At 63.0% G+C, this 17,929-nt stretch carries 12 protein-coding genes; 1 reads left to right on the forward strand and 11 read right to left on the reverse strand.

Annotated features, from left to right (window positions below):
- A partial coding sequence (locus ACQ4WP_RS17760; RefSeq protein ID WP_436522875.1) for a hypothetical protein occupies positions 1-183 on the reverse strand: 183 nt, incomplete at its 3' end.
- 612 nt (positions 184-795) lie between these two features.
- On the opposite strand from ACQ4WP_RS17760, the gene ACQ4WP_RS17765 reads away from it, so the two are divergent.
- Positions 796-2,781, forward strand: a complete 1,986-nt coding sequence (locus ACQ4WP_RS17765; protein WP_436522877.1) for a helicase-related protein — start codon at positions 796-798, stop codon at positions 2,779-2,781.
- Positions 2,782-2,809: 28 nt separating this feature from the next.
- Here the strand turns inward: ACQ4WP_RS17765 and ACQ4WP_RS17770 are convergent, their stop codons facing one another.
- The 10 genes from ACQ4WP_RS17770 to ACQ4WP_RS17815 all read right to left on the reverse strand — a co-directional run bounded on the left by ACQ4WP_RS17770 (position 2,810) and on the right by ACQ4WP_RS17815 (position 17,594).
- Positions 2,810-4,048: a PQQ-dependent sugar dehydrogenase gene (locus ACQ4WP_RS17770; protein ID WP_436522879.1), complete on the reverse strand. Its 1,239-nt coding sequence runs from the start codon at positions 4,046-4,048 to the stop codon at positions 2,810-2,812.
- A complete protein-coding gene (locus tag ACQ4WP_RS17775; protein WP_436523109.1) occupies positions 4,048-4,851 on the reverse strand; it encodes a TatD family hydrolase in 804 nt (267 codons plus the stop codon). The genes ACQ4WP_RS17770 and ACQ4WP_RS17775 overlap by 1 nt, the downstream gene beginning before the upstream one ends.
- Positions 4,852-4,879: 28 nt before the next feature.
- Entirely contained in the window at positions 4,880-5,599 is a 720-nt protein-coding gene (gene lolD, locus ACQ4WP_RS17780; protein WP_436522881.1) for a lipoprotein-releasing ABC transporter ATP-binding protein LolD, read from the reverse strand.
- 16 nt (positions 5,600-5,615) lie between these two features.
- Positions 5,616-6,881: a lipoprotein-releasing ABC transporter permease subunit gene (locus tag ACQ4WP_RS17785; protein WP_436522883.1), complete on the reverse strand. Its 1,266-nt coding sequence runs from the start codon at positions 6,879-6,881 to the stop codon at positions 5,616-5,618.
- Positions 6,882-6,913: 32 nt separating this feature from the next.
- Positions 6,914-8,191: a lipoprotein-releasing ABC transporter permease subunit gene (locus ACQ4WP_RS17790; RefSeq protein ID WP_436522885.1), complete on the reverse strand. Its 1,278-nt coding sequence runs from the start codon at positions 8,189-8,191 to the stop codon at positions 6,914-6,916.
- A gap of 115 nt (positions 8,192-8,306) precedes the next feature.
- On the reverse strand, positions 8,307-9,602 hold the full coding sequence (locus ACQ4WP_RS17795) for a TolC family protein (RefSeq protein WP_436522887.1): 1,296 nt from the start codon (positions 9,600-9,602) through the stop codon (positions 8,307-8,309).
- A complete protein-coding gene (locus ACQ4WP_RS17800; protein ID WP_436522889.1) occupies positions 9,602-10,915 on the reverse strand; it encodes an HlyD family type I secretion periplasmic adaptor subunit in 1,314 nt (437 codons plus the stop codon). The genes ACQ4WP_RS17795 and ACQ4WP_RS17800 overlap by 1 nt, the downstream gene beginning before the upstream one ends.
- On the reverse strand, positions 10,912-13,107 hold the full coding sequence (locus ACQ4WP_RS17805; protein WP_436522891.1) for a type I secretion system permease/ATPase: 2,196 nt from the start codon (positions 13,105-13,107) through the stop codon (positions 10,912-10,914). The genes ACQ4WP_RS17800 and ACQ4WP_RS17805 overlap by 4 nt, the downstream gene beginning before the upstream one ends.
- Positions 13,108-13,308: 201 nt before the next feature.
- Complete coding sequence (locus ACQ4WP_RS17810; protein ID WP_436522893.1) at positions 13,309-13,962, reverse strand: PEP-CTERM sorting domain-containing protein; 654 nt, start codon at positions 13,960-13,962, stop codon at positions 13,309-13,311.
- 113 nt (positions 13,963-14,075) lie between these two features.
- Entirely contained in the window at positions 14,076-17,594 is a 3,519-nt protein-coding gene (locus tag ACQ4WP_RS17815; RefSeq protein WP_436522895.1) for an SdrD B-like domain-containing protein, read from the reverse strand.
- Between the last annotated feature and the right edge of the window lie 335 nt (positions 17,595-17,929).

The raw sequence follows: 17,929 nt of genomic DNA on the forward strand, positions 1-17,929 counted from the left end.
AGGGCTTGAGTCATGAGATGGCGGCTGATTAAGGTTGTGCAACAGTGTACGCAAAACGTGTCTGGCTTTGAATAGCGGCCAGCTACGAAAGGGTACATAATCACACGACTCCAGACAGATAGCCAGGCCGGCATCCAGAATAATGCCGCACATCGCCGTCAATTTCAGATATTTTGAAAACATGCCAAAATCTCCTCGCAAAATCTGAGGCCATGATCAGCTCATCATTATTAATTGTCAAGATAATTCAATTCATTTCGCGCCATCGGATAATTCCTCACGCAATGAAAAGAACAGGCGCGACACGGTAGCTGTGCCGCCTTGCTTAATGTCAAACCCACAGTGACGGGAGCCGCCATCAGGCATGCCGGCGGCGGCTGGCGCCATTGAAACGAGGTGGCGATTGCTCGTTGCTCGACGCGCACAAGAGAACAAGTCCAACCTTCTCCCCAGAAAAAAAATCCACACACCATGCAAATATCATTGCCATGAAAATTAATAAAAACATACTCTTTATTACTATCACCATCACGACAATAAAATTTTACAATTAATTTAAGCAGATCATAAGCAGATCAAACATACTTAATAAAAATATATTCATTAATTCTCCAGCAGAATAAGAGTGTAATAGGCAAAAAAACGACAAGCCATTTCAAAGATCAGCGCTGCGCACATGCCTTGTCGCGCCTTTGTCGCTCTCGCTCTTTGCAACGGCCGCACCGCGCGCGCGGAAAAATCTTTGCCCTGCGCACGGTATAATCGGCCTCGCTTACTTCAACACCCAGGTACGACATGACTTCCTCCGCACTTCCTCCCGACACTTCCAGCGACATTTCCGACAGCACCGAAGACAATAACGACGCCACCCTGGTCGCGGAACTGGGGGAACTGGCCGAACATATCCGCCTGGTCAAGATGGAAGGCCGCGTCTTCGTGCGCTTTTCCGGCGTGGTCAAGGCAGGCCACCTGGTGGTGCCGTATGCGCTGGTGCCAGCACAGGGCGTGCTGGCGCGGCCGGCCAAGTGGCGCAAGATGAACCGCGAGGCCAAACTGGCCCTGGTGCGCGAACGGGCCGGCACGGCCGTCTTCGAGGAGCTGCGCCAGCACGTGATCGATTTCGTCGCCGATATCGCGGGCCTGAGCGAAGACGTGGACACGGACCCGATGCTCTTCCTGCACACCTTGGCCGACATGCAGACGTCGGAACCGGCCGGCATGGTCTTCGACCGCATCCGCCAGCGTTTCAATCACGCCATTGAGCGCCAGCAGGAAGAACAGCACGCGGCGCGCACGCGCCAGAGCATCAACCTGGCCGAGTATCCCGCCTCGTTCGAGATGGCGCGGCGCCTGCCGCGCCGCTTCATCGCCCTGCTGGGCCCCACCAATTCCGGCAAGACGCACCGCGCCATGGAAGCGCTGGTGAAAGCAAAGAACGGCATCTATCTGGCGCCCCTGCGCCTGCTGGCCCTGGAAAACTACGAACGCCTGCAGGAAGCCGCGCCGCACGGCAAGCCGCTGGCCGTGAGCCTGATCACGGGCGAGGAACGCCGCGTGGTCGACGGCGCCACGCACGTGGCCAGCACGGTGGAAATGCTGGACACGAAAACGGTGGTGGAAGTGGCCGTCATCGATGAAATCCAGATGCTGGCCGACCCGGACCGGGGCGCCGCGTGGACGGCGGCCGTCTGCGGCGCGCCGGCCCACACCGTGTACCTGGTGGGCGCGCCCGAAGCGCGGCGCGCCATCGAGGCACTGGCCGAGCGCCTGGACTGCCCGCTGGAAGTGCATGTCTTGAAACGCATGGCGCCCCTGTCGATGGAGCCGAACGCGGTGCGCAAGGTACGCAACCTGCGCCGCGGCGACGCCGTCATCGCCTTTTCTCGCCGCGAAGTGCTGATGTGGCGCGACATGATCACGGAAACGGGGCTGTCGGTGGCCACTGTCTACGGCAACCTGTCGCCCGAAGTGCGGCGCGCGCAGGCGCAGCGTTTCCGCGATGGCACGGCCGATATCGTCGTCGGCACGGATGCGCTGGCGATGGGTCTGAACATGCCGATTGCGCGCATCGTCATGACCACCTGCGTCAAATACAACGGCCGCGAAGAAGAAGAGATTTCGGCCGCGCTGGCGCGCCAGATCGCCGGGCGCGCGGGCCGTTACGGCGTGCATGAAGAGGGACTCGTGGCCGGCTACGACAACGAGACGCATGAAGTCATGCGCGCCCTGCTCAAGGAAAAGCTGCATCCGCTGAACACCAGCGGCTTTGCCGTGGCGCCCTCGCTCGAACATTTGCACCGCATTTCGTCGGTAACGGGCGAACTGTCTCTGTCAAAACTGCTACGCCGCTTCATCCACAATATCGACGTGCCGGACGGCTTTTTCTTCCCCCGTATCACGGAAGACCAGAAGGAACGCGCCGTCTGGCTCGACACCCTGCCCCTGTCCGTGGCCGACAAGTTCACCCTGTCGCTGGTGCCGATATCGAGCAAGGTGCCGTCCTTGCAAACGGCGTGGGAACACTGGGCGAAGAATCTGTCGCAGGGAAAAACGAGCACGCTGCGTCAGCACGCGTATGGCGCAAGCACGCAGAATTTGCAGCAGGTGGAAGACACCTGCCGCTACTACTCCGCCTATGCGTGGCTCAGCTACCGCCTGCCCGAATTCTTCCCCGATATCGCCGTGGCGCAAAACCTGTCGCGCGACGCGTCGGAACGGGTCGATTCCATCCTGCGCGCACACAATGCGGCGTCACGTGGGCGCTCGAAGAAGTTCAAATAGGCTTTATCTCAGCGCCCGGAATCAGACATTAGGGTTTAACCGCCGCATAGTGCAGTTTCAACACCAGCCCATTATGGTCATCGGCCATATAGATATCGCCATCCTGCCCCTGCTTCACGTCGACGGGCGCACCCCTGCCCTGCTTGCCCTTGCGCTCCCAGTTGCTGATCAAGTCAACGGACTTGCCCAGCGGCGCACCGGCCTTGTCGGGCAGCAGGGCCACCAGGCGGTGGCCGTTGTTGCGGTAGCCGTGGTAGCCAATGATCAGGCTATTTTTGTACAGCTCCGGGAAACGGCTGGCCGTATAAAAGGTCATGCCCAGCGGCGCGGCGTGGCCGGGCAGCAGGCGCTGCGGCGCCGCATATTGGGCGTCGCAAGCCGTCTTCGGATATTCGGGACTGGCCACATTGTCGTCGTAGCAGTACGGCCAGCCATAGTGCCGGTCGGCCTTGATCAAATTCAGCTCTTCATGCGGCAGGTTTTCGTCGCTTTTTAGCTGCGGCATGGCGGCCTGGATGGCGTCGCGCGCGTTTTCCGCCTGCCACAGCTCGCCCGTGGCCGGATGGAAGGCCAGCGCCATCGAATTGCGCAAGCCGCGCGCATGCGTGCGCCAACTCGTCACCGTGCCGGCCGGCCAGGCCATCTTGTATTCGCGGATGGCGCCCAGCGCTTCCGGGCCTTCCGCCGAAGGGCAAGCCTTGGCCGGGTCGGGCGCCTTGCCATCGTTCTCGCAATGGTCGGTGCTGGAGCCCACGTTCACATACAGGTCGCCCTTGGGGCTGAAACGCATGTTCGTCAGCAGGTGCAAGCCCAGGCCCGGCAGGCGCGGCGTCTTGGCCGTGCCGCCGATGATGTCGGTGAGGGCGCGCGATGGATCGCGCAAGTCGAAGCGGAAGATGCGTCCAACCTCGCCCACGTAGACCATGCCGTCCGGTCCCTGCACGATGCCGTTCGGGCGATCGAGCTTGTCGAGCAGGAGCTTGCGCTCGTAGCCGCCACCGGCCGCCTTGGGCTGCAACAGCCATAATTTACCCTGCTTCGGCGCCCATCCCGCCATGTCCGTGACGAGGATGTCGCCACTCGTCAGCGGCAGCACGCCACGGGGGAATTTCAGGCCGTCGGCCAGCACGGCCACGCAAAAACCGGATGGCGTGGTGACGTCGAGGCGCGGCAAGCCGTCGCACTGGGCGCCTGGCGCCGCCAGGGCGGGAACCAACGCCCCGCTCAAACAGGCCGCCAGGGCGCCGGAGATGATCTTCTTGTTCATTAGGGTGTTTCCATCAAGGGTAGTCGGGGCATCACGGCGCGCGCGTTGGCGCTGGTAACGGCCGCCACTTGGGCGATATCCAGGCCGCGCAATTCGGCCAGCACGGCGCCAATGCGCGGCAATGCTTCGGGACTGTTGCGGCCAGGGTGTATCCAGGCAGGGGAAATATCGGGCGCGTCCGTCTCCAGCACGATGGCGTCGAGCGGCAAGTCCGTGGCCATGCGGCGTATCTGCAGCGCGCGCGTAAAAGTCATGGCGCCGCCGAAACCGAGCTTGAAGCCCAGGTCCATATAGCCCTGCGCCTGCTGGAAGCTGCCATTGAACGCATGCGCGATGCCGCCGTTCGGGCGAATCTGGCGCGCATGCTTGAGGACGATGTCCTGCGAGCGGCGCACGTGGGCCAGCACGGGCAGGTCGAAGTCGCGGGCAATCTTCAGCTGCTCGCGCAAAAAATGCTCCTGCTTGACGCGCATGGCTGGTTCGCACAGCATGGGGATGAAGAAATCGAGGCCGATTTCGCCGATGGCCACAAAGCGCGAGTCGGCCATGGCCTGCGCCACGGCCTCGCGCAAGGCGATCAGATCGTCCTCGGTAGCGTGCGGCACGTAGATCGGGTGGATGCCCAGCGCATAGCAGGCGTTGGGCGCCGCTGCCGCCAGGTCGCGCACGATGGCGAAATTGGCCCGTTCGACGGCGGGAATGACGATCATCGCTACACCCTGGCCGCTGGCGCGCGCCGCCACCTGCAGCGATTCGCTGCCGAATTCATGTGCGTCGAGATGGCAATGCGTGTCGATCCACAGCATGGCGGCTCCTTAGTATTGCTCAGTATCAATAAGGCTGCAGCCCTTCGTCCGTCAGGCGCAGCACGCGGTCGCAGCGCTTGGCCAGTTCGATATCGTGCGTGACGATGACGAAGGCCGTGCCCAGGGTGCGCGACAATTCCAGCATCAGGTCGAAAATCTGTTCGGCCGTGGCGTGATCGAGGTTGCCCGTCGGTTCATCGGCCAGCACGCAGGCCGGTTGCGTGACGAGGGCGCGGGCAAGGGCCACGCGCTGGCGCTCGCCGCCCGACAATTCGCCCGGCGTGTGCGTGACGCGCTTGGCCAGATTCACGCGCGTGAGAATTTGCTGCGCCAGGTCGGTGGCGGGGGCACGCTTCATGCGCCGTATCATCAGGGGCATGGCGACATTGTCCAGCGCGGAAAACTCGGGCAGCAGGTGATGGAACTGGTAGACGAAGCCCAGCGAGGCGTTGCGCAAGTCGCCGCGCGCCTTTTCGCTGAGGGTGGCGAAGTCCTTGCCCAGCAAGGTCACCTTGCCGCTGCTGGGCGTATCGAGCCCACCCAGCAAGTGCAGCAGGGTCGACTTGCCCGAGCCGGAAGCGCCGACGATGGCGACGCGTTCGCCGCGGTGGATATCGATGTCGATGCCGGCCAGCACCTGCACCTTGTAGCTGCCTTGCGTGAAAGTCTTGCCCAGGCCACGGCAGGACAGGACGGCAGAATCGGCGGAAGCGCCGTTGGAGGCAGGTTTATTCAGATCTGTCATGGTAGTCGTCAGTGGTTTATTCATAGCGCAGGGCTTCCGCAGGTTTGACGCGGGCAGCCCACCAGCTTGGGTACAGGGTCGCCAAAAAGGCGAGGATCACGGCCAGCACGCCGATCTTGGTGACGTCGGGCCAGCGCAGGTCGGACGGCACGGTGCTGATGAAGTAAATGTCCTTGGAGAGGAACTGCACCCCCAGCAGGTGCTCGATGAAGGGCACGATGACGTCGATGTTCATGGCCACCAGCACGCCGCCGCCCACGCCCAGCAGCGTGCCCAGGATGCCCACCAACGCGCCCTGGATCATGAAAATCTTCATGATGGAGCGGGGAGAAGCGCCCAGGGTGCGCAAAATCGCGATATCGGCCTGCTTGTCCGTCACCGTCATCACCAGGGTCGACACCAGGTTGAAGGCGGCCACCGCGATGATCAGGGTCAGGATGATGAACATCATGCGCTTTTCCGTCTGCACGGCAGCGAACCAGTTGGCGTTCAGCTTGGACCAGTCGCGCAGCCACAGGTCGCCCGGCATGGTTTTTTTCAGCTCCGCCGCCACTTGTGGCGCCTGGTTCATGTCGACCAGGCGCAAACGCAGGCCCGATGGACCGTCGAGGCGCAGCAAACGCTGGCCGTCTTCGATATTGATGAAGGCCAAACCGGCATCGAATTCATTGTGGCCCGCCTGGAAGATGCCGCTGACGGTAAAGCTGCGCATGCGCGGCAGCACGCCGGCCGGCGTGACCTGGCCCTGCGCCAGCATCAGCGTGACTTTTTCACCGAGGTTGACGCGCAGCGCGCGCGCCAGCTCGATGCCCAGCACGATATTGAAGGTGCCCGGCTGCAGCGCCTTGAAGCTGCCCATGCGCGTCTGGCCGGCCACGTCGGAAACGTTCGGCTCTTCCTCGGGCAGCACGCCGCGCACGATGGCGGGACGCAGCGCATCGTCGCGCAGCAGCATGCCCTGCGTTTCCACGAACGGCGCGGCGCCCTTGACGGCAGGATTTTTAAAAGCCTGCGCCGCCTCGGCGCGCCAGTCCGGCATACTGCCGCTGTTGTCGAACACTTCCACGTGGGCCAGCACGGACAACATGCGGTCCGTCACTTCCTTCTGGAAGCCGTTCATCACGGACAGCACGACAATCAGGGCCGCCACGCCCAGGCCGATGCCGGCCATGGAAATGAGGGAAATGAAGGAAATAAAACTGTTGCGGCCACTGCGCTTGCCGGCCCGCGTGTAGCGCAGGCCAACCAGCCATTCGAAGGGAAAATTCTTGAAAATACTCATTGTTCAGGCGGTCTTTATCGTTTCTTGGGGAGTTATTCGTAGCGCAAGGCCTCGGCCGGCCTGACACGCGCGGCGCGCCAGCTCGGGTAGATGGTCGCCACCAGCGCCAGGCCAAAGGCGATCAGGCCGATCTGCGCCACGTCCAGCCAATGCACGTCGGACGGCACGGCGCTGATCTGGTAGATTTCCTTGGAAATGAAGTGCAGGCCGAAGATGCCTTCGATGAAGGGCACGATGACGCCCACGTTCAGCGCCAGCACGACGCCGCCGACCACGCCCAGCACACTTCCCAGCAATCCCACCAGCGCGCCCTGGATCATGAAAATCTTCATGATGGAAAACGGCGAGGCGCCCAGGGTGCGCAAAATCGCAATGTCGGCCTGCTTGTCGGTGACCGACATCACCAGGGTCGAGACGAGGTTGAACGCGGCCACGGCGATGATCATGCTGAGGATGATGAACATCATGTTCTTCTGGCTTTGCACCAGCGCATACCAGCTGGCACTGGCGCGCGACCAGTCGCGCATCCACAGCTGGCCCGGCATCGACGCTTTGAGTTCGCGCGCCACCTGCGGCGCCTGGTTCATGTCATGCAGGCGCAGACGCAGGCCGGACGGGCCATCGAGCTGCAGCAGCTGCTCGGCATCCTGCATGTTCACAAACGCCAGGCTGCCATCGAGTTCATTATGACCTGCCTCGAAGATGCCGGCCACCTTGAGCGCGCGCATGCGCGGCATGACGATGCCAGTGGCCGGGTCGCCCGCCCTCGGCTCGCGCTCCAGCATCAGGGTGACGTTCTGCCCCACTTTCACGTCGAGCGCCTTGGCCAGGTCGATGCCCAGCACGATGTTGTATGAACCGGGAGTGAGCGCATTGAAACTGCCCTGCTTCATCTGGCTCGCCACGCTCGACACGGTGGACTCCTGCTGCGGCAGCACGCCGCGCACGACGGACGGGCGCATGGTTTCGTCGTTGAGCAGCATGCCCTGGGTTTCGACGAAGGGCGACACGGCCTTGACTTGCGGGTTGGCGTAGGCGGCGCGCTCCTGCGCCTGCCAGTTGGGCATGGAACCGCTGGTATCGAACACCTCGACATGCGCCAATACCGACATCAGGCGGTCGGTGACTTCCTTCTGGAAGCCGTTCATGACGGAGAGGACGACGATCAGCGCGGCCACGCCCAGGCCGATGCCAGCCACGGAAATGAGGGAGATGAAGGAAATGAAGCTGTTGCGGCCACTGCGTTTCCCGGCGCGCGTATAGCGCACGCCGACCTGCCACTCAAAAGGAAATTGTTTGATGATGCTCATGCGCTCCCGCGACAACGATGATATGCGAGCGCGCAGTGTGCCACACAATGGCCATTTCATGCATGAAACTGCATGTGAAACAGCGCACGCTGGCGCCAAATCCGGCGCCAGCGCCCTATTGTGCCAGCCCAAACACCTGCAGCAGTTGCCCCGCCAGCGCATATTGCCGCATCTGCGCCAGGGTCAAACGGTGCAGCTGGTCGATGCGCCGCTGCTGTATCGTGAAGTAGCTGTCGCGCGTCTGGATGATCTGCTGCAGGTTGCGCCGCCCCGCCTCGTACTGGATACTGCCGCCGCGCACGACAAATGCCATCTTCTTTTCCTGCTCGTCGAGCAGGGCCAGGGTGCGCTGGGCATTGGCGATACGCGGCAGCATGCTGGCCAGGTCGGCGCGCGTGCCCTGCTCGGCGCGTGCCACGTCCGCCTCGGCCGCCTGGGCGCGACTGATGCTCTCGTCGCGCTGCGCCAGGGAGCCGCCGCCGAGTGGAAATTCCCAGCTGACGCCCACCGACCAGCCGCGCTGCTGTATCGTCGATGGCGGCGGAGTGGTCTTGTTATTGAGCAGATGGCTGACATCGAGGTCGATTTTCGGCGCCAGCGTGGCCGCCACGCTGCGCACGCGCAGCTGGGCCGCAGCCGCCCGCTCGCGCGCGGCGCGCAACTGCGCCTGCTGCGTGTCGGCGTTTGCCAACGCCTGCGCCGGCAGCGGCGCAAACGTAAAGTCAGCAAACTGCGCCACCGGCTCGAAGGCCAGCGCCTCGAGCTTGATCTGCGCGGCCAGACGGTCCGTGAGCAAGCCGTCGTGTACCAGTTCCGCGTCCAGCTGCGAGCTTTGCGCCAGTTCGCGGTCCACTTCCGACGATTTTCCCAACTCCGCCTGGCGCGCCACCTGTTTCACCAGCTGCGTCACGTCGTGCAGGCGTTCCTGCGACTGCAGCAGGCTGCGTTCCAGGCGCTGCAGGTCGAAATACGCTTCGGCCAGTTTTTCCGCGCTTTCCGCGCGTGCCCGCTGCACGTCGAAGGCGGCGCCCGCCATTTCGCGCTCGGCCGCATCGAGTTCGGCGCGGTCGGCGCCGCCGTTGTACACATTCCAGCGCAGGCTCGCCTCCACTTCGTGCGTGCGCCGTTCCACGTCCAGCGTCCCGTCGAGGTCATTGCTGCGCCCGCGCCTGGCCTGCAGCGCCGCATTCGGGAACAGGCGCGAGCGGGCCTGCTTGTAGCGCGCCTCGGTGGTGGCCAGCGCCGCCTGCGCCGCGATAACCTGCGGGTCGCGCGGCACGGCGCGCGCCAGCAGGGCCGGCAAGCCGCGCATGGGCGCCGGCTGGACGGACAAGGTTCCTGGCAGCTGCGCCTGCGCTTCCACCACGATGCTGGCGCACGCCAGCATGATCGATATCAACACGGCACGCATCAACGCTCCTGCAGGGAAGACTGCAAGCCGCGCAGCACAGGCTTGAACACATATTGCAGCACCGAGCGGCGCCCCGTCAGGATACCCACGTCGACCGGCATGCCGGGCGTAATCGGCAGCACCTTGCCATGCGCCGTCAGCTGGCTGCGGTCGGTACTCAGCTGCACCTCGAAATACGGCTCGTTGCGTTCATCGGGAATCGCATCGGCCCCCACGCGCACCACTTGCGCCTTCATGCGGCCATAGGTGGTGGCGTCGTAGGCGAGCACGTTTGCCGAGGCGCTCTGCCCCACGTGGATAAAGCCGATGTCGGACGGTTTCACGCGCACCAAAATAAGCATTTCCGAGTCGGCCGGCACGATTTCCAGAATAGGTTTACCAGGCTGCGCCACGCCGCCCACGGTGGCTACCAGCACGCGGTTGACGACGCCGTCGACGGGCGCCATCACGTCGCGCCGGCTGACCTGGTCCTGCTGGCCCTTGACGGTGCTGGCCAGGGCGCCGGCCTTGGTTTCATATTCGCTGCGCTGTGCGCCCCACTGGCCGCGCATGCGCGCTTCCACTTCGCCGGCCTGCGCCTGCGCTTCGGCCAGGGTGGCCACCAGGCGAGGCACGGAGCTGCGCAGGCTGTCGAATTCCGTGCGCTGCTGCTGCACGCGCTGCTGCGCGTTCAGGTAATCGCCGCGCGAACCTGCCCCTTCCTTGAACAGCCGCTCCTCGATAGCCAGGCTTTCCAGGGCGATCTTCAGGCCAGTGTCGAGCTGGGCGATGCGGCTGTGGGCCTCGGCCAGCTCGCCGCGCCGGCGTGTCACGCCTTCGCGCGCGGCGGCCGTGGCGGAAGCGAATTCGCGCTGGCCATCGCGCCACAACTGTGTTTCCTTGGCGATCAGCTCGGGCGCCTCTTTCTGCCATTCGGGTGCGAACTGCGGCATGCCGCCGGTCAGCAGCGCATCGAGGCGCGCCCTGCCCGCCAGCGCGGCCAGACGGTTCTGCACGCTGGCGCCCAGGTTGGCGTCGTATTGCGCCGTATCAAGGCGCAGCAGCAAGTCGCCGCGGCGCACCCGCTGGCCCGGTTTCACCAGCATTTCACGCACGATACCCCCTTCCAGGCTTTGTACTTCCTGCAGATGCGACGGCGGCGTGATGGCGCCGCGCCCATTCACGGACACGTCGAGCTGGGCGAACGTGGCCCAAGCCAGGGTCAGCACCAGCAGCACGGCGATCAGGGCCAGCATGCGGATGATGATGCGGCGCGGCTCGCGTTCCGGGTCCGGGTGCGCCTGCGGCAGCGGACGGGCATTCAGGGCGCTCATGCCGGTGCTCCCGTCGTGTTGGCAACGGCGGCGGCTGGCTTGGCGGCCTGGTTTTGGCCCGAATTTTGAGTGTTAATCACGCGCAAGACTTCATCGCGCGGGCCGTCGGCCACGATGCGCCCCTTGTCGAAGACGATCAGCCGGTCCACCAGCGCCAGCATGGCCATGCGGTGCGTGACGAGCACGATGGTGGTGTCCTGCAAGGTGCGCAGGCGGGCGATCAGCCGCTGCTCCGTGGCCGGATCGAACATGCTGCTCGGTTCATCGAGCAGCAGCATCGGCGGTTTCGCCAGCAAGGCGCGGGCCATAGCCACGGCCTGGCGCTGGCCGCCGGACAGGCGCTCGCCCCGCTCGCCAACTTCAGTCGCCACGCCATTGGGCAGCTGCGTGATGATGTCGTCCAGGCAGGCAAGGCGGATGGCGTCGAGCAAACCGGCGTCGTCCGCCTGACTACGGCCCAGTTCGATGTTTTCGCGCAGGGTGCCGTGGAACAGGGTCACGTCCTGCGGCACATAGCCGATCTGGCGGCGCAGGCTCAAGGGTTCCAGCTGGGTGCTGGCCAGGTCATCGAACAGCACGCTGCCGCTTTGCGGGCCGTACTGGTTCAGCAACAATCGCAGCAAGGTGCTCTTGCCGGAACCGAGCTTGCCGATCACGCCCACCCGTTCGCCGGGGCGTATCTGCAAATTCAGCTTGTCGAGCAGCGGCGGCGAGTTCGGGTAGGCGAAACCCACTTCGCGAAACTCGATGCGCCCGGACAGCGGAGGCGCCTGCAGGCTGGCCGCATCGTCGTCCGTGGGCGCTTCCATGATCTTGTTCAGCGCCTGGTAGGACAGCTTGGTCTGCTCCCAGCGCATGATCAGGCCCGCGATCTGGCTCACGGGCGCCAGCGCGCGCCCCGTCAGCATGCTCACGGCGATGATCTGGCCCAGGGTCAGCAGGCGTTCACCCATCAGCAGCGCGCCGACGGCCACCACGGCCACGCCGGACAGGGCCAGCACGGCCGTGTTGATGTAATTGACCCTGCTGACGATTTCGCGCGTCTCGACGCTGTTGGCGGCGATGGCCACCGTCAGGCTTTCCCATTTGCGGCGGCTCCACGCCTCCGCGCCCAGCGCCTTGATGGTGTCGAGGCCATTCATGGTTTCAAACAGGTGCGCCGTGCGCTGCGCGCTTTCCTGCATCGAGGCGGCCACGTGCCGCGCCAGCGCCGCACGCGAAGCAAAGGCGACGAGCAGCAGGATCGGGATGGCGGCCAGGGGCACCAGCACCAGCCAGCCGCCCACCAGGGCGATGACCAGCAGGAACAGCAGCAAAAACGGCAAGTCGCCCAGGGTCGTCAGGGTGGTCGAGGCGAAGAATTCGCGCACCGATTCGAAATCGCGCACGGTGTTGGCCAGCGTGCCGCCGGAAGCGGGCCGGCTGGCCGCGCGCAGGCGCAGACACTGGGCGAAGATGCTGGACGACAGGGCCACGTCCATGCGCCGCGACGCCGTTTCCACCAGCTCGCCGCGCAGCAAGCGCATGGCCAGCTCGAAACCGGTCAGCGCGACGACGGCTATCGTCAGCACCCACAGGCTGGACGTGGCATTGTTCGGGATCACGCGGTCATACACGGCCATCGCATAGAACGGCACCAGCGCGCTGATGATATTGAGCACCAGGGTACCCAGCAAGGCCCAGCGAAAGACCCAGCGGTTGCGGTTGAAGACGTCCCAGAACCAGCGTCCCGCCGCCGGCATGCTGTAGAGCAGGCTGCGCTGGTCGAAGAACATCACGGGCCGCACGGCTACCCAGCGCCCATCAGGCACTTCCTGGGCCAGCGCGGCCGCATCGAGCCAGGCACTGCCTTCGATGCCGGGCACATGGCATTCATATTTATCATCGGCAATGCTCAGCACAACCAGCGCCTGGCTTTCGCCGTTGACCAGCAAGGCCGGCATTTCCGTGGCGCGGCGCGGCTTGTCCATCGGCAGCGGCGTGCCGGCCAGGCTGGCATGGCTGAGCGCCTGGTCGAGAAAATCGGCGGCAGCCAGGTCGCCATGCGCGCTCACGCTGGCGCGCAGGCGCTCGGCTTGCACGCCGGTGCCAAGAAAGCGGGCCAGGAAGACGATGGCGTCGGCAAGCGTGTCGGCACAGGTGGTGGATGGGGAGGCGTCGACGGTGGCGTGCGCGGCAGAAGGTGGCGTCATGATGAGCTCAAGTCCGATCTCAGGCAGTTGCAAGGAACAGTGAGAAACTATTGTCAAGGTCGCGCAATGGTGGTTTGCAGAAACATTGTGCCATAGTAATAACAGCTATCCAGAATGATGTTGCGAAAAAATAAAAACTGCGGTGCGTCGTGACGGACGCACCGCAGCAGAAACTACCAAGTCAATATCGCTGCTGCCGATTTATGCTGTGCCAGCCTTGCGGCGGCGCGCCATGAAGCCCAGCAATCCCAGGCCGGCGACCAGCATGGCCCACGTTTGCGCTTCCGGCACGGGCGACACGCTGAGCAGGGTTTGCGAGGCAGGATTGACGCTGCTCAGGCTGGTGTAGTTGTACAGGTTCTGAATGGCGCCATTGCCCGTCGCCACGCCCAGCATGCTGTTCGCCTGGCTGACGACGGCATTGCTCAGGTTCTTGAAGCGCAGGTCGCCCGTCAGCAGGTTGGTGTTGTCGTTATTCAATTCCCACAGGGCCAGCTGGAAGGCGGCGGCGCTGTTGGCGCTGGTCGACACATTCGCAATGGACGAGGCGTAATAGCCCTCGTACAGGCGCTTGACCGAATCGCTGGCCGCAAAGGCGCTGCTGCTGTAGCTGTTCGAGGTGTTGCTCAGCGCGACATGGGGATCGAGGCAAAAAGCCAGGAAGGTGTTGCTGTCGTACTTGACTTGCCACAAGGTAGGCGAGATGGCGCTGCCGGAGCCGAAGGCGCCGCCGCTGGCCGTAAACAGGCTGACGCTGTGCGAGTCGATGACTTGCAGGTTGGACGCTGCCAGGGCGCTGCTGCTGGCAAGGGCGAAAACAGCCGCTGCGATGCTGCCGCGGACGATCAGGTGCATGGATTTTTTCATTGCGTATTCTCTTTAAAGTGATTGGAGAGCGCCGGCACCGCCTGCGGACAGGGGCGCCGGAGCACATCAGCCAGGCGGGTACGGCCTGGCAAAACAGGACATCAGGCAGCCATTTCCTGGGGCTGGGCATTCGCATGGGCCATGGCGCGGCGCAAGACTTCGGCCATTTCGCACTGGGCCTGGGCTTCGGCAGCAGGGGCTGCGGCGGCTGGCGCGGCGGCCACCGTGGTCACCGTGCCATCCTGGCCCAGCACCACGTCGAGCGTGCTGTCATCGCGCAGCAGATCGGCCATGCTCGGCAAGGTGATGCCGGCCTGGGCCGCATCCTTGGCGTCGACGTTGAAATACACGTCCGTCATGTCCACCGTCTTGCCGTCGGCCAGGGTGACGCTGCTGCGCTCCAGGTGCAGGTTGTCGTTGGCGTCGAGGAAAGGCAGTTCCGTGTAGGCCACCGTCAGGCTGGCCACGCCGGCGTCATGCAGCGACATCAGCTCGCCATCGTCCGTGACGCCATTGCTGTTGGCGTCGCGCCAGATGCGCAATTCGGCAAACTTGTCATCCTTGGCATCGACCACGCCGTCGTGGTTCGAGTCATAGCTGGACAGTTTGGCAAAGCCCGTGCCCTTCTCGCTGCCGCCAAACAACTCGGAGATATTGTCGATCTTGCCATTGCCATTGCTGTCGATGGCCAGCAAACCGTCATGGGCCGAGACCCAGCCCGACTGGATGGCGCTGCCCGTGCCCAGCAAGTCGAAACTGCCGTGGAAATCGGCGCGGGCGATCGTGTGCACGCCGTCGCCGTTCAGGTCGATGACGATAGGCGTGATCGCCGCATCCCAGCGCATGTCATTCTGGCCCGATGCCAGTTTTAATATGTCCGTGTAGACCACGTTGGCATAGGAACCATTGCTGTTGACGTCCGAATCGATGTTGTCATTGCTGCCCACGTTCTTGGCGCCCCACTTCCAGCTGTTCATGGCGTAACCAGCATGCATCACGTTGCTCTTGTCGAACTTCAGCGAATAGCTGCCCGGATCGAGGTTGCTGAACAGATAGTTGCCGCTGGCATTCGTGTAAGTGGTGGCCAGCAAAGCGCCGCTGCCGGAGTACAACTGCACTTTGATGTTGGCGATGCCTGCCTCGTTGGCATCCTGTACGCCGTCATGGTCGGCGTCGCGCCATACCTTGTCGCCCAGGCTGGCCTTGCGGTAGATGCCCGCATCCCAGCTCATGTCGTTCTGGCCGGCAGCCAGGTTGATCAGGCCGGAGCGCCCCGTGCTCGTATCGACGTCGGAATCGGCCGTGTCGCTGCCCACATTTGCCTTGGTGTAATAGAAACCCGATGGACGGACAACTTCCACCTTGTAGCCGCCGGCGACCAGTTTATCGAACAGATAATTGCCACTGGCATTTGTCGTTGTCGTGGCGATGATCTGGTTGCTGGCATTGAGCAGGTTGACTTTCACGCCCGCCACGCCCAGTTCGCCCGCATCTTGCACGCCGTTGTAGTTATTGTCTTCCCACACGCGGTCGCCGATGCTGCCGGTGACAGGCGCGCATTTGACCAGGCCGGCGTCCCATTCCAGCTGGACATCGCCCGATTTCAGCGCGATCCAGGTAGTGGTGAGGCCGGTGGCCGGATTGACATCCGAATCGGTGGCGTAGCCGCCCACGTCCGCCTTGGTGAAGGTATAGCCGGCCGGTGGCACGAAACCGAGGAAGTAGTTGCCAGGCACCAAGTTGCTGAACAGATAGTTGCCGCTGGCATCCGTGGTGGCGCTGGCCACCACGGCACCCGAGGCGTTGTACAGGTTGACTTTTACGCCGCCGACACCCGCTTCGCCCGCATCCTGCGTGCCGTTGCCGTTGGCGTCAAACCACACGCGGTCGCCAATGGCAGCCGTTTTGTACAAGCCCGCATCCAGGTCCTTGTAGTTCTGGCCGGCGGCAACCGTCACCAGGCCACTCTGGCCTGCGGCATTGATGTCGCTGTCGAGCGCATCGTTGCCGCCCGCATCCTTGACCGTGGTCAAATAGCCTGGCGGCGCGACGACGGCGACGGAATACGTGCCGGCATCGACGCTGAAGTTGTAATAGCCGGTGGCATCCGTGACGGTCGAGCCGATCACGCTGCCGGCTGCATTTTTCAGCTGCACCGTGACACCGCCGATGCCGGCTTCGCCCGCATCCTGCACGCCGTTCAAGTTGGCATCATGCCAGACGCGGTCGCCCAAGGAGGCCGGCAGAGCCACGATGCCCGCATCCAGGCTATGGTTGCTGTCGCCGGAAGCAAGCAGCACTTGCGCCGTCTTGCCATCGATGGCGCTGGCATCGGAATCGCGCTGCTCGTCTCCGCCCTGGTCCTGGCCCGTGAAGGCATAGCCGGCAGGCAGGCTGGTCTTGTCGAACTGGACGCTGTAGGCGCCCGGCTTCAGATTCGTGAACAAATAGTTGCCATTCGCATCTGTGACGAGCGGGCTGCCAACGGCATTGCCCGACGCATCGAGCAAAGTCACTTTCACGCCGGCCACGCCTGCTTCGCCCGCATCTTGCAAGCCGTTCTTGTTGGCATCGAACCATACGCGGTCGCCCAGTTCGGCAGCGCGGTACAGGCCCGCATCCAGGCTCAAGTTGGTTTCGCCGGGCGCCAGGGTGACGGGCGCCATATTGCCGGCGGCATCGATATTGCTATCCTTGGCCCTGTCGCCGCCCTGGTTGGCAGCTGTTGCCGTGTAGCCATTCGGCGTGACGACGGTGACGGAATACGTGCCTGGATTGACGTCGAAATGGTAGCCACCGTTGGCATCGGTCGTGGTCGATGCCACCACCGCGCCCGCGCCATCTTTCAATTGCACCACGACATTGGCGATGCCCGCTTCGCCCGCATCCTGCACGCCATTGGCGTTCTTGTCTTCCCAGACGAAATCGCCCAGGTGGGCCATCGGCACCTTGAAAGTCAGGTAATGGGGCGCCAGGCTCAGGTCTTGCGCATTGCAGCCTTCCGTGCCGCCATCGTCGCGCACCTTGAAGCCCAGGTCGAAGTCGCCGGCGACCGTCCGGCTCGGCACGAAGACCAGGTGGCCCGCGCGGATATCATCGATGGAGACCTCCGTGCCCACCGCGACGGCCACGCCATTGAGCAAGACTTGCCCGGCCGTGGTGGTGTTGGTGATGACGATGGACTTGAAACCGTTGTTCTCGACGTCGTCGTGGAAGCCGAAATCGCTTTCGCTCAGCACGACGCTGGCGCCGTCGACCAGGGTGAAGGTCTTGTCAGCCGCATCCGGGGCGTCATTGACGGGATCGATGATGACTTGCAGGCTCAGCTGGACGATATCGCCATTGCCCTTGTCGATCGTTACCTGGATGGTCGAGAAGCTGCCATTGTAGTTGGCAGCCCAATCACCGGGACGCACGTACACGGTGTCCGCGTCGAGCATGCCGAACAAGGGGGTGTTGCTAGTCGATTCAGTATCGTCAGGCAACAAAACCGTGAAATTCTTGATGTTCAGTTCGCCTTGCACCGAATAGCCGGCTTGCACCAGCAAATCGCGGATGTCGAAATTTTTGTTAATGTCTTCACACACGTGTACCGTAGTCGACAGATTGTAGGTAGTCATGCGGCCTCCTGGCGATACGCATCAGTGGCGGCAGGAGTGGAAACATGGGGGGTCAGGACGCAATCAGCCTGACCGCGCAAAGCGGCGAATGTATACATGGGTGGGCTTCCAAGAAAGAGACTTGTTTAAAAAATGAAGCCGGCAGCATCTTGTATACGATTTCGAGGGACACAGGAGCCAAACGACGCAACCACACAGCAGGGGTATGATTGTCTTTCTGATATTTAAGTTGGCGTAATTATATCGTCGAAATTTGCAAAAGCAAAATGTTTTCCATTAATAATAATGAGACTAGTATAATTTTGATGTTTTTTTGATACTTTCAGTACTCGACG

This window comes from Janthinobacterium lyxosi, assembly GCF_051380665.1.
Classification (GTDB): Bacteria; Pseudomonadota; Gammaproteobacteria; order Burkholderiales; family Burkholderiaceae_D; genus Janthinobacterium.